The organism is Promicromonospora sp. NPDC060204, from assembly GCF_042728455.1.
Taxonomy (GTDB): domain Bacteria; phylum Actinomycetota; class Actinomycetes; order Actinomycetales; family Cellulomonadaceae; genus Promicromonospora.
On the sequence record NZ_JBHWZO010000038.1, the window covers coordinates 1 to 11946 of the forward strand.

The following is an 11946-nucleotide window of genomic DNA, read 5'->3' on the forward strand; positions in this document are numbered from 1 at the left end:
CTCCTGAGGTGGGCCGCCGAGGCTCAAAGCGAAGAAAGCCGGGCCTCAAAGGGGATGGGCGGCCAGCCGGATTCAGTCGGCCAGCTTGAACGCGAGCTCCGTGTCCCACTGCGCCATGTCGGGCTGCTCCGCGGGGTCGGTGAGGTAGAACTCGAACCGGCCCGCCCACGCGTCGCCGGCGTCGGTGTCGTGCCGGTCGAACGTGAGCCCCTCCTCGGCGGCCCACCTCAGGAGCGCGCCGGTGGCGTCGACCAGTCCGTCGGGGTGGCCGTGGTGGACGGTCGTCACGTAGCGCCCGGCCGGGATGCTGCCCACGGCGACGTCGCCCCCCGACGCGAGCGCGGCGCCGTCGGGCACCGGGAAGCCGACCTCGACGACGAGGTCGGCCGCCATGTCGATCACGCGGTAGCGGAAGTACGGGGCGCCGCCGGGGTGCGAGCCGCGCTCGGCGAGCCAGCCGGCGATCTCGGGGATGCGGTCCGCGATCCGCCCGATCTCAGTCATCGGCACGGTGCCGGTGATGCCGGCCGTGGTCGTCTCGGGGCGCGTCTCGACGCGGTAGGTGCTCATGCGGTGCGGACCACCCGGGCCGGCGGAACTCATCGGTGCCGTACCGTCGCTCCTCGGCGGTTCCGCCCTCCGTGCCTGACGCGCCGCATCGTTTTCGACGCGCCGTCCGTCAGGGAGCACGAACGGGGAGAGGAGGCGCTTCGATGGCGCAGTGGGAGGCCGAGCTCGCGGAGCTGGCGACGAGACGTGGCGGGGCGCTGGTGGGGTACGCGTACTCGTTGTGCCGCAACAAGGCGCAGGCCGAGGACCTGGTGCAGGACGCGCTGGTCAAGGTGTTCTCGCGCCTGCGCCGTCGCTCCGGGACGGCCGACGGCGGGCAGCAGGTCGTGGACCTGGAGGAGCCCCGGCTGACCAATGCCGAGGCCTACGTGCGCCAGGCGATCCTGACGATCTACCTCGACGGCTACCGGCGGAACAACCACTGGACCGGCCTCAAGCACCTCCTGGCCGCCGACGACAGCGCGCCCGGTGCGGACCGGGTCGCCACGGCGCGGGTGGACGTCGGCGTGGCCCTTGCCCGGCTCTCCCCGCGCCAGCGCGAGGCGGTGGTGCTGCGGTTCTTCGACGACCTGACGGTGCCGCAGATCGCCGAGGCGCTGGGCACCCGGCCGGGCACGATCAAGCGGTACCTGTCCGAGGCGATCGAGGTGCTGCGCGGGGCGCTCGCCGAGATCGTCACTCCCGCGATGGACAGCACGCTGGACGAGCGGCTGGACGTGGTGGCCGGCGCGGTGCGCCGCCGTCGGACGGCGAAGGTGGGCGCCATGGCCGGTGTGTCCATGGTGCTGGCCCTGGTGCTGGCGTGGGGCGCGTTCGCGGTCAAGCCCTGGATCCGGTCGGAGCCGCTGCCCGCCGACGACAAGATCGAGTACACGCCGGGGTACGTGCCGGCGAGCTGGCCCGAGGACGCCGGGGTGTACTGCGGCATGCCGGTCGAGGAGCTGGAGGCGATGGACACGGGCACGTTCGACATCGAGATCAGCGGCGACCTGGCGGCCGAGGCGGATGGGCACACCTCGTTCTGGAGCCTGCCGGTGACGATCTCCGGCGAGGTACCGGACGGCATCTTCGACGAGGACTTCGCCTCCATGACCTCGCCGCTGATCGTCTGGGCGCACGACGGTCGGATCGTCGACCTCCCAACCCACTGGGGCGATCTGAACAACGACGAGGCACCCGGGGCGCTCGTCGAGCAGGGGACCTGGACCGGGCCGGCCGACGCCGGGAACGCGTCGTCCTGCCGAGCGGACACGCTGGTCGAAGACACTTTTAGGTACGAGAACGAACGTGCTGGCGGGCGGTACGAGCTGCTCGCGATCGTCGCCGACCCTGCCGATTTCAGGGACGCCCTCCTGGTCAGCGACCCGATCACCGTGGACCTGGACAGCGGCGTGGCTCCGTAGCCGACTCTCGCGGCGCCGTCCTGGGCGCGCCCGGCCGCGTCCACGAGCTCCCGCAGATTGCCTCGACCCCAGCATCATCGTTCTCGCGTTCCCGCCCGTCAGGGAGGATGAAAGCGAGAGGGGACGTCACACATGGCGCAGTGGGAGAGCGAGCTCGAGGAGCTCATGGCGCGGCGGGGCCGCGCGCTGGTCGGGTACGGGTACACGCTGTGCCGGGACCGGACGCAGGCCGAGGACCTGGTGCAGGACGCGCTGGTCAAGGTGTTCTCGCGCCTACGCCGGCCGCGGGAGCTGTCGGACAACGGGCAGGTCGTGGACCTGGACCAGCCCCGGCTGACGAACGCGGAGGCGTACGTGCGCCGGGCGATGCTGACCATCTACCTGGACGGCTACCGGCGGCAGACGAGCTGGACGGGTATCAAGCACCTGCTGGCCGACGAGGACCGCGCGCCCGCGGCGGAGCGCGTCGCGACGGCGCGGGTCGACGTCGGGGCGGCGCTGGCCCAGCTCTCGCCGCGGCAGCGCGAGTCGGTGGTGCTGCGGTTCTTCGAGGACATGACGGTGCCGCAGATCGCGCAGACCCTCGGCACGAGCCAGGGCACGATCAAGCGGCACCTGTCCAACGCGATGGAGGTGCTGCGCGGCTCGCTCGCGGAGATCACGGTGCCGGAGATGGACACGGCGCTGGACGAGCGGCTCGACGCCGTCTCCGGCATGGTGCGCCGCCGTCGCGCGGTGAAGGTGGGCGCGCTGGGCGGCGCCTCGCTGGTGCTCGCGGGCCTGCTGGCGATGGCGGCCCTGTGGGGGCCGTCGCGGCTCCTGTCCGAGCCGGTGGTCCCGGCGACGCAGAGCCCTGAGGTGTCGAACGCGGCCGTCGGCGGCTGGGCGCCGATGCAGTGGACCGAGCACGGCCCCCAGTACCGCTGTGGCATGGAGGTCACGGAGCTGACGTCCACCTCCGACCTGGTGGAGCTGGAGCTGACCGGCGACCTGACGGTGGACGAGTACGGGCTCACCGCCCCGGTCCGCATCACCCGCACGGACGCCGAGGGTCCGGCGCTGGACGGCGGCTACCCCATGCTGGTCTTCGCGCAGAACGGCCAGGTGGTCGACCTGGGGGCGGGCTGGCACGAGGGCGGTTACATGCTGCCCGACGCCGGAAAGTCCCAGGACGACGTCGCCGAGGCCGCCGCCGCCACGGCGTGCGGGGACTGGACGGTCGGCATGATCACCGAGACCTTCCTGGAGTCACGCCCGGCCGGCACCTACGACGTCTACGCGGTCATGCCGTGGAACGAGGGCAACGGGGGCGAGATGGCCGTCAGCGAGCCCGTCACCCTGGCGGTGCCGGAGGTCGACGTACCCGCCGAGGAGCCGCTGACCGTCGACATCCGCGACGGCTACCAGCCCGAGTGGCTGGAGGGCACCCGCCTGGCCTGCGGCGTCCACGCGTCGGACATCCCGCAGGGCACGCACGTGCCGAACGAGCGCGGGAACCTGAAGCTGTCGGCGGACACCAGCGGCGCGTCCCTCACCCCCACCGAGGTGACGGCCACGTTCGAGGAGACCGCGGGCGAGGCCGTCGACACCACCCGCACGCCGGTCACCCTGGTCTGGCTCAGCGCCGGACGCGTGGTCGGGGTGGGCCGGGACGTCTGGTCCGAGCCGGCGGAGGACCTCCGGGTCGACGCCGGGGGCGACACCTCCGTCGTCGTCCCCGTGGAGCCGGACCTGACCTGCCTCACCGATCCCGACGCCGGGCTGCCGGACGGCGGCTACACCCTCTACGCCTTCACCGAGATCGACCCGGGTTCGGACGGCGAACCGCAGTACCTGGCCACGGAGGCGTTCGCCGACTACTACATCGGCGAGTGACCAACGAAAGCTCCCCGGTGCGCGTCATGGGGTGTGTGGAGACGATGACAGCACACACGCACCGGGGAGGTGGCCATGGCGGTATGGGAGAACGAGCTCGATGAGCTCATGAGGACGCGCGGCAGCGCGCTGGTCCGCTATGCCTACATGCTCTCCGGCGACCGGGCGCTCGCCGAGGACCTGGTCCAGGACGCACTGGTGAAGGTCTACTCGCGGCTCCGCCGCCCCGGCCGGGGCGGCGGGGTGGGCGTGACGGCGGGCAGCTCGGCGCACGACCTCGACTCACCGTTCACCAACGTGGAGGGTTACGTGCGGCGGGCGGTCCTGACCATCTACCTGGACGGCTACCGCAAGCGGCAGCGCTGGTCCGGTATCAAGCACCTGATGGCGGACGACACCAGCACCCGCGGCGCCGACCAGGCGGCGTCGGCGCGGGTCGACGTCATGACGGCGCTCGCGAAGCTCGGCGCCCGGGAGCGCGCCTGCGTCGTGCTGCGCTACTTCGAGGACATGACGGTGCCGCAGATCGCGGACGCCCTGGGTACCGCCCAGGGCACGGTGAAGCGGTACCTGTCCGACGCGACCAAGAACCTGCAGGAGATCCTGCGCCCCGACGACTTCCGACCCGCCGAAGGGAGGGCCGCCCGATGAGCCTCGACGACCTGAACGACCGTTCCGACCAGAACGACTTCCTGAGCGGCGCACTCCATGGCGCCGCCGACGCGATGCCCGGAGGGGAGGTGGATGACTTGCACGTCTCGTTCGGGGTGGTGCGCGACCGCGTGCGACGGCGTCGTGCCGCGAAGGTCGGCAGCCTCGCCGGCGCCAGCCTGGTGGTGGCGGGCGTGCTCGCCTTCGGCGTCACGCAGACGCCGCTGTGGAACAGCGCCGACCCGGTGCTGCCGGGGTCGCCCACCGAGATCGTGGCCCCGAACCGGTCCGCGGAACCGACCGGCGAGCCGTCGCCGTCGGGACCGCCCGCGACGAGCGTGATCCAGGACGGGTACGTGCCCTCGTGGATCGCGGACCTCGACGCCGGACTGTCGTGCGGCATGCCGGTGGCGGACCTGGAGACGACGGCGCAGGGCTGGACGTCCTCCTCGAGCGGTGACATCTACGCGGTGACGTCCGAGATGGGCGGTGAGCCCTCGACGTCGTGGGGCATGTCGGCGCTCGTCGCGGGCACCGGAGGGTCGCTCGACGTCCCGCCGGTGCTGGTGTGGAGCCAGGACGGCGTGGTGGTCGACCTGGGGACGAACGTGTTCGACGGATCCGTCATGAGTGCGCCGCTGCTCAGCTCCGAGGGTGGCGACGTCACCGAGGCCCAAGGGGGTGCGTTCACCACGTGCGCGCCCGTCGAGACCGAGACCCGCGACACCTTCGACACGCCCCTGCCTGCGGGCGACTACGAGGTGCGGGTGGTCGCCTTCCCGCAGACCGCCTCGGGGGCGTTCGCAACGGCGGTGAGCGAGCCGGTCGACGTCCGCCTCGACGCCGACGGCGCGCACAGCCCCACCGGCACGGGCGGCGGCGCCGCGACGATCGAGCCGCCGGAGCCCGTCGAGGGCGAGCTGTCGCGGTTCGTGCTGGACCGCAGCACGGACTGGGTCTCCGCGCGGCTGACGCAGTTCGGGTACGTGACGACCGGCACGCCGGTCGTCACCGCCGAGTGCGAGAGCGCCGACCCGGCGGACACGGTGTCGATCGAGATGGTGCAGCCGTCCACCAACGAGTCGTTCGCGTCCTTCGAGGTCCGTTGTGACGGCGAGCGGTTCGTGTCGCCGTCCGTGGTGGGCGGCGGCGAGGAGGTCGTGGACATCCGGCTGGCGAGCGTGCCGGACGGCGTCGCGCGGTTCTGGGCGACCCTCGCCCCGAACACCGGCGGCAGTGGCGGCAACGGCGGCGAGGCCGCCCGAGCGTGCTCGGCGGACGGCCTCGACCTGGCCTACGACCCGGCGAACTCGCCGAGCGAGGGGGCCGGGACCAAGGCGGCCGCCATCGTGGACGCGGCCCTGGCCTGCGACTCCGACCAGCTCATGGGACTGGCGAACCAGGACGGCACGGAGCTCATGTCCACCACCGAGACGGCTGAGCAGACCTTCGCCCTGCCCGACACCGACAGCGGGCACTACGAGACCCTGGTCCGGCTGCTGACCGGCACGGTTGGCGCCGTCGCGGGCGAGAGCGAGGGCGTCCCGACGGTCGTCTGGCCGCGCGTCTCGACCGAGGAGTTCCGCGACTCGGACGACGCGTGGCAGGAGGTGGTGGACGCAGGCCTGCTCACGCAGGAGCAGGCAGACTCGCAGCGGGCCGACACGACCTTCGGGTACACCGGCATGGTGATCGGCATCGGCGAGGACGGCACCTGGCGGTACTACTCCGCCAGCGACTGACCCCGCCGTCGTCGGGCAGGGACCGGCCTGCCCGGGCGGACGACGATTCCGGCCGAAAAAGTTCGGTCCGTGTCCCAACGGTTCCTGCGCCCCGCTCGTATATGGGCATGAGCGGGGCGCAGGAACCGCAGGGTAAGGGGACGAGAACGTGATGGGGCAGACGACGTGACCGGGTCAGGGCAGGCCCCGCGATGAGCGCGCGCTGGGACGACGAGCTCACGGAGCTCGTGACCCGCAGGGGCCGCGCGCTCGTGGGGTACGGCTATGCGCTGACGGGCGACGTGCGCCGCGCGGAGGACCTGGTGCAGGATGCGCTGGTGCGCGTGTTCCGGCGGTTCCGCCGCCCGGAGGCGGCGGGTGCCGAGGGGTTCACGGAGTTCCCGCTGAACGAGGGCGGGCAGCACGCAGGCATCGAGGCGTACGTGCGCCGGACGATGCTCAACCTCTATCTCGACGAGGCCCGGCGGTTCACTCTGTGGCGCAAGGCCCAGCCCAAGGTGGCCGTCGAGGACCGGGTGCGCGCGCCCGCGTCGGACATCACCGCCCGCGCCGACGTGACCGTCGCGCTGCGCGGCCTGAGCCCGCGCCAGCGTGCCTGCGTGGTGCTCCGCTTCTACGACGACCTCACCGTGCCCCAGATCGCCGCGACGCTCGGCATCGCGGAGGGCACCATCAAGAGACACCTGGCCGACGGGATCCGCGCGCTGCGCGGGGTCCTCGTGCCGGAGGGAGAGCTGCGATGAGCGGGCACGACGACCACGGCGCCGACGACCTGGGCATCGGCCGCGACGTGCTGCGGCAGACCATCGACGCGCTGGTCTCGGGCGCCACTCCGACCGACGTGCCCAGCGCGCCGGAGGAGAACCTCGGGCTGCTGCGGCGCAGGGTGCGGACCTGGCGGGTCGCCAAGGCCGGCGTGATGGGGCTGGGCACGGCCGCCGTCGTGGGCGCGCTCGCGTTCAGCGCCGCGCAGGCCTCGACCTTCACGCGGTCCGAGCCGCTGCCCGGACGCCCCACGATCGAGGCCACGGAGACGGGCCCGGTGCCGTCGGAGATCCCGACGACGCGCAGCTCGCCGAGCCCGACGGCGTCGGTGAGCCCGTCGCCGTCACCGTCGCCGTCGGGCACCCCCGATCCGGTGCCCTCGGGCGCCGCGGCCGTGGAACCGAGCGCCGACCCGAGCGCGTCCTCGGTCGTGACGAACGAGCCGGACCCGATCACCGCGACCTACGTCGACGGGTACGTGCCGCAGGGTTGGCTCGACAGCTTCCAGATCCAGGGGCTCGACGCGCACTGCGGGATGGCCGTCGACGACCTGCTGGCCGCACCGGACGGGGGCTTCGACCTCGAGACGACCAGTGACCTGGGCGCGCGGCAGGACGCGGACGGCTGGCGGGCGAGCACCCGGCTCACCGGTGACGCCGCCGCGCTCGGCGGCTACCTGGACCCGATGCTGGTCTGGGTGCAGGACGGCGTGGTGGTCGACCTCCCCGCCAACAGCGCCTCCAACCTGAGCTACTACGCACCCGAGGGTGGTGCTCCGGAGGGGCCGTGGGACCTCGAGGCACTGACGGGGCCCACCAACCCGTGCGCGGGCGAGATCGAGGGTTCGGAGGACGACTTCCCGGTGGTGTACACCCACCTGCGCGAAGGCGGCACCTACGACGTCTACGCCGTGATGCCGGTGTTCGGTGCGGACGACGTCGTCTGGCTCGCCGTGTCCGAGCCGGAGCGCGTCACGCTCGAGGACGGGACGGGCCGCGCGCGGTAGCTCGCGACGATCGCGGCGCTGCGCCGGCGGCCCCAGCGCTCCAGGCGCTCGGGGCCGCCGGGCAGCCGGCCGAGCACGCGGTACCGCCACGTGTTGAGCGGCAGCAGGTAGGCGTGCGCCCACGGCGGACGGAGCGGCAGGCCGAGCTCGCGCATGCTGCGCACCCCGAGGAACGTCGTGAGCATCGACAGCAGGCGCTCCCGCTCCAACCACGCCCGGGCCGGCTGCCACCACGCCGGCCCGCGGTAGGTCCGCTCGGCCTGCGCGGCGACGACCGCCTGAGCGAGTTTCGGCCCGGCGTCCGACACCCCGGCCTGGGCCAGCAGCACGTGCTGGTTGAGGCGGTGCCGCGCCCACTCGTCGTCGACGAGGAAGTCCGGGTGCACGCCCATGAGGTGCCCCACCCACTTCCACAGGTGCATCAGGGCCCGACTGTCCGACGGCGGGACGGGCACCCCCAGCGCCCGGCAGCCCAGGATCAGGGTGCCGTCGAACAGCCCGAGGGTCGCCGCCTGGTCGGCCTGGTTGATCGGCAGGCCCCAGCGGGCGGTGTCCCAGCGGGCGGTGCCCGACCCCGCCGTGCCCGAACCTTCCGTGCCCGGACCCTCCGTGCCGGAACCCGCCGTGCCCAGCCGGTCCGCGAACGACGCGCTGACCAGGGCGTGCATGACCCGGACGTGCAGGGTCGCGCGCCACGCGGGGGCGAAGGGCCGCAGCGCGCCCGGCTCGGACAGCCCGACCGTCCACTCCTGGGTCTCGGCGAGCCGCCGCAGCGTCCCGCCGGTCAGGGCGCCGGTGGCCACGAGCAGGTCGGTCGGCCCGCCGAACCGGTACCCGCCCACGAGCGAGAGCTGGAGCAGCACGTCGCCCGCGTTCTGCCCGAGCCGCCGCTGCACCGCGGCCCCCTGCTCGACCAGGTCCCAGTCCACCCACGCGGGCACGGCGGTGACCTCGGCGAGGAACCGCCGGAGCGCGGGCGGGTGCTGGGCCTCGTCGCTGAGATCGGTCGCTTGCACCGAGATCGGTCCGTCAACCGACCGATCTGGGTGCAATGGACCGAGCTCGCTGTCACGGCCCGGCACCGGCGCCGGCACCGGGTCAGGCGGCGGGGCCGCGAGCGCCGCCCGGAGCTGCGCGTGCGTGACCCGTCCCGGGTCGCCGGCCGGGAGCCGCATGGCGGCGGCGAGCGCCGCCCCGGCGTCGTCCTCCTCGGAGAAGGCGCGGCCGATCCGGGCGAGAAGGGCCTCGTCGACGCCACGTACCCGCCCGAGCACGCGCAGCGGGCGACCGATCCGCCGCCCGCGCGCCTCGGCGGCGCGGAACCGGCGCGGGTACGCCGCCGAGGCGGCCTCGACGTCGTCCACAGGGTTGTCCACCGGTTCGCCCATGTCCTCATCCTGGCCCGGACGGCCCCGGCGGAACAGGTCCCGGCGGAACGGGCCCCGGCGGAACGGGCCCCGGCCCGCAGAATGGGTCCGTACGCGCCACAACCTCCTGGCGACCTGGTTCGTCGACACGGTCAGGACGGCAGGAAGGAGCCGGTGATGGGCTGGCACGAAGACCTGGAGAGGCTCGCCGCACAGCGCGGCGGAGCGCTCGTGGGGTACGCCTACACGCTGTGCGGCGATGTGCGGCAGGCCGAGGACCTGGTGCAGGAGGCGCTGGTGCGGTACTGCTCGCGCCTGGTGGGACGGGGCGGACGGCGCGGCCGCGCGGCGTCGGGCATGCGTGCGGTGCCCCTGGACGGGGACGGGGACGACGGCGAGGGCCGGGGCTGGGCGGTGCAGCACCCCGAGGCGTACGTGCGCCGGATGGTGCTGAACCTGTACCTGGACGGCTGGCGGCGTACCAAGCGGTGGGCCGACATCGCCCCGCGCGTCGCCGTGGACGACGTCCCGTTCCCCGACTCCGGGATCACGGCGCGGGCCGACGTCGTGCACGCGCTGGCCCGGCTCGCGCCCCGGCAGCGCGCGGCCGTAGTGCTGCGCTACTTCGAGGACATGACGATCGCGCAGGTCGCGGACTCGATGGGCACGGCGCCGGGCACGGTCAAGCGCTACCTGCACGACGCCCTGCGCACCCTGCGCGACGTGCTCGAACCAGTGGATGCGACGACGGAAGGAAACCAGCGATGAACCGGCACGACGACGCCAAGGACCAGGACCACGGCTGGGTGGACCCCGCCGGTTCGGGCCTGCTGGCGCAGACCCTCGGCGCGATGGCGGACGGCGTGGACCCGGCGTCGCCGACCGGGCCCGCGGCGGCGATACCGGCCATGAGCAGGCGGGTGCGCCTGCGGCGCGGGGCCAAGCTGGGCGGGCTGGGGGGTGGCGCACTGGCGCTCGCGGCCGTGGTGGCGCTGGGCGCGACGCAGCTCGCGCCGCCGGACGACGGCGAGGTGCTGCCGGGGTCGCCCGCCTCCGGGTCGCCCACGTCGGCACCGGCGTTCCAGGTGCGGGACGGCTACCAGCCGCCCTGGCTGGAGTGGAGCGACCTGACGTGCGGCATGCCGGTGGCGGACCTGGAGACCACGGCCCAGGGCTGGTCGGTGACGCCGGCCGGTGACATCTACACCCGGACGGACGACCTGGATGACGAACGGTCGAGGTCATGGGGCATGGCGACGGCGTTCCAGGACGGGAAGGGCACGCTCGACGTCGCGCCCGTCCTGGTGTGGAGCCAGGACGGCGTGGTGCTCGACCTGGGGCCGAACGTCTTCGACGAGTGGACCGGCCAGGACGAGCTGCCGGTACCGCTCGTCGGTACCGGTGCGAGCTCCGTCGCGGCCCTCGGCACCTCGATGTCGACGTGCGTGCCGGGCAGGGAGTACGGCGACCTGCAGCACAAGACACCGCTGCCCGAGGGCGACTACGAGGTGCGCGTGGTGGCCTTCCCGCGGATCGACGGGCAGTGGGCCACGACGGTCAGCGACCCGGTCCAGGTCCGCCTGGACGCCGACGGCGCGCACAGCCCGGGCGAGCCCCGTGCCGCCGAACCGGCGGTCGAGTTCCCCGACCCGGTCGAGGGCCAGGTCTCACGCTTCGAGCTGGACCGCACCACCGACCTGGTCACCGCGGAGATGACCCAGCTCGACTACTCGTCGGACACCCCGATGCGGGTCATGGGCGGTTGTGCCAGCTCCGACCCGGAGGACCTGCTCCCGATCGAGCTGGTCCTGCCGTCGACCGGTGAGGTGATCGCGGCCAGCCAGATCACCTGCGACGGGTACGAGGCAGGCTCGGCCGTGGGCGCCCTGTCCGAGAACCGCAGCGGGGAGACCATCGACATCCGGCTGCCCGACGTGCCCGACGGCGTCTCCCGGCTCTGGGTGTCCCTGGAGCCGGAGACCCCCGTCGCCGGGGACACGGGGCCCGAGTGCTCGGCGACGGGCTACGACCCGGTCTTCCAGGGCGAGGGCCCGTCGAGGGAGGCCGCGACGGCGACCGCCGGAGACATCATGGTCGCGGCGCTGGAGTGCGACGTCGACGGGCTGGTCGACCTGGCGAACGCTTCGGGGACGGAGCTCATGCCCGACGACGAGACCCCTGAACAGACCTTCGCCCTTCCCGAGTCGGGCGTGCAGCACTACCGGACGCTCGTCACCCTGCTGGCCAGCACCAGCAGGGCGTACGGCACCGGGCCGGACGGAAACGAGACGATCGTCCAGCCCCGCGTCGCCACCGAGGAATTCGCCGACTCGGACGAGGCGTGGGACGAGGTCGTGGCCGTCGGTCTGCTGACGGCCGAGGAGGCAGCGGCGCAGCGGGCCGACGGGACGTACCTCGGGCCGCGGATCGGTATCGCCGCCGCGGACGGCACGTGGCGGTACTACGTCGCCGGCCAGTAACCGCTAGACGGGTCAGGCGCTCAGGTCCCCGGGGGACCTGAGCGTCTGACCCGTGGGCCGGGGGACCGGCACGGGCGGAGATAATGG

General features: G+C 73.3%; 10 protein-coding genes. 8 read left to right on the forward strand and 2 right to left on the reverse strand.

All coding sequences use genetic code 11. The features are described 5' to 3' along the window. Positions 1-72: 72 nt before the first annotated feature. Positions 73-570: a GyrI-like domain-containing protein gene (locus ACFWEJ_RS07400; protein WP_377228551.1), complete on the reverse strand. Its 498-nt coding sequence runs from the start codon at positions 568-570 to the stop codon at positions 73-75. A gap of 143 nt (positions 571-713) precedes the next feature. On the opposite strand from ACFWEJ_RS07400, the gene ACFWEJ_RS07405 reads away from it, so the two are divergent. The 6 genes from ACFWEJ_RS07405 to ACFWEJ_RS07430 all read left to right on the forward strand — a co-directional run bounded on the left by ACFWEJ_RS07405 (position 714) and on the right by ACFWEJ_RS07430 (position 8012). After that, entirely contained in the window at positions 714-1973 is a 1260-nt protein-coding gene (locus ACFWEJ_RS07405; protein ID WP_377228552.1) for an RNA polymerase sigma factor, read from the forward strand. Positions 1974-2105: 132 nt separating this feature from the next. Further along, positions 2106-3848, forward strand: coding sequence for an RNA polymerase sigma factor (locus ACFWEJ_RS07410; protein ID WP_377228553.1), 1743 nt, complete (start codon positions 2106-2108; stop codon positions 3846-3848). Positions 3849-3923: 75 nt separating this feature from the next. Beyond that, positions 3924-4499 (forward strand): sigma-70 family RNA polymerase sigma factor, encoded by a 576-nt coding sequence (locus tag ACFWEJ_RS07415; protein ID WP_377228554.1) that lies wholly within the window; start codon positions 3924-3926, stop codon positions 4497-4499. Then, the gene (locus ACFWEJ_RS07420) at positions 4496-6241 is read left to right on the forward strand and encodes a hypothetical protein (RefSeq protein WP_377228555.1); all 1746 of its coding nucleotides are present in this window, start codon (positions 4496-4498) and stop codon (positions 6239-6241) included. The genes ACFWEJ_RS07415 and ACFWEJ_RS07420 overlap by 4 nt, the downstream gene beginning before the upstream one ends. Positions 6242-6432: 191 nt before the next feature. Next, positions 6433-6984 (forward strand): sigma-70 family RNA polymerase sigma factor, encoded by a 552-nt coding sequence (locus ACFWEJ_RS07425; protein ID WP_377228556.1) that lies wholly within the window; start codon positions 6433-6435, stop codon positions 6982-6984. Then, complete coding sequence (locus tag ACFWEJ_RS07430) at positions 6981-8012, forward strand: hypothetical protein (protein WP_377228557.1); 1032 nt, start codon at positions 6981-6983, stop codon at positions 8010-8012. Before ACFWEJ_RS07425 ends, ACFWEJ_RS07430 begins: the two co-directional genes overlap by 4 nt. Here the strand turns inward: ACFWEJ_RS07430 and ACFWEJ_RS07435 are convergent. Beyond that, complete coding sequence (locus tag ACFWEJ_RS07435; protein ID WP_377228558.1) at positions 7910-9400, reverse strand: oxygenase MpaB family protein; 1491 nt, start codon at positions 9398-9400, stop codon at positions 7910-7912. The two genes, ACFWEJ_RS07430 and ACFWEJ_RS07435, sit on opposite strands and share 103 nt — an antisense overlap. 156 nt (positions 9401-9556) lie before the next feature. Here ACFWEJ_RS07435 and ACFWEJ_RS07440 point away from each other — a divergent pair, with 156 nt between their 5' ends. Both ACFWEJ_RS07440 and ACFWEJ_RS07445 read left to right on the forward strand, forming a co-directional pair. Next, entirely contained in the window at positions 9557-10147 is a 591-nt protein-coding gene (locus ACFWEJ_RS07440; RefSeq protein ID WP_377228559.1) for a sigma-70 family RNA polymerase sigma factor, read from the forward strand. After that, entirely contained in the window at positions 10144-11859 is a 1716-nt protein-coding gene (locus ACFWEJ_RS07445) for a hypothetical protein (protein WP_377228560.1), read from the forward strand. The genes ACFWEJ_RS07440 and ACFWEJ_RS07445 overlap by 4 nt, the downstream gene beginning before the upstream one ends. The last annotated feature ends 87 nt before the right edge of the window (positions 11860-11946 follow it).

Bases quoted from the DNA above. Each gene is read 5' to 3' on its own strand.
- ACFWEJ_RS07400 (WP_377228551.1), bottom strand. From the start codon at position 570: ATGAGCACCTACCGCGTCGAGACGCGCCCCGAGACGACCACGGCCGGC.
- ACFWEJ_RS07405 (WP_377228552.1), top strand. From the start codon at position 714: ATGGCGCAGTGGGAGGCCGAGCTCGCGGAGCTGGCGACGAGACGTGGC.
- ACFWEJ_RS07410 (WP_377228553.1), top strand. From the start codon at position 2,106: ATGGCGCAGTGGGAGAGCGAGCTCGAGGAGCTCATGGCGCGGCGGGGC.
- ACFWEJ_RS07415 (WP_377228554.1), top strand. From the start codon at position 3,924: ATGGCGGTATGGGAGAACGAGCTCGATGAGCTCATGAGGACGCGCGGC.
- ACFWEJ_RS07420 (WP_377228555.1), top strand. From the start codon at position 4,496: ATGAGCCTCGACGACCTGAACGACCGTTCCGACCAGAACGACTTCCTG.
- ACFWEJ_RS07425 (WP_377228556.1), top strand. From the start codon at position 6,433: ATGAGCGCGCGCTGGGACGACGAGCTCACGGAGCTCGTGACCCGCAGG.
- ACFWEJ_RS07430 (WP_377228557.1), top strand. From the start codon at position 6,981: ATGAGCGGGCACGACGACCACGGCGCCGACGACCTGGGCATCGGCCGC.
- ACFWEJ_RS07435 (WP_377228558.1), bottom strand. From the start codon at position 9,400: ATGGGCGAACCGGTGGACAACCCTGTGGACGACGTCGAGGCCGCCTCG.
- ACFWEJ_RS07440 (WP_377228559.1), top strand. From the start codon at position 9,557: ATGGGCTGGCACGAAGACCTGGAGAGGCTCGCCGCACAGCGCGGCGGA.
- ACFWEJ_RS07445 (WP_377228560.1), top strand. From the start codon at position 10,144: ATGAACCGGCACGACGACGCCAAGGACCAGGACCACGGCTGGGTGGAC.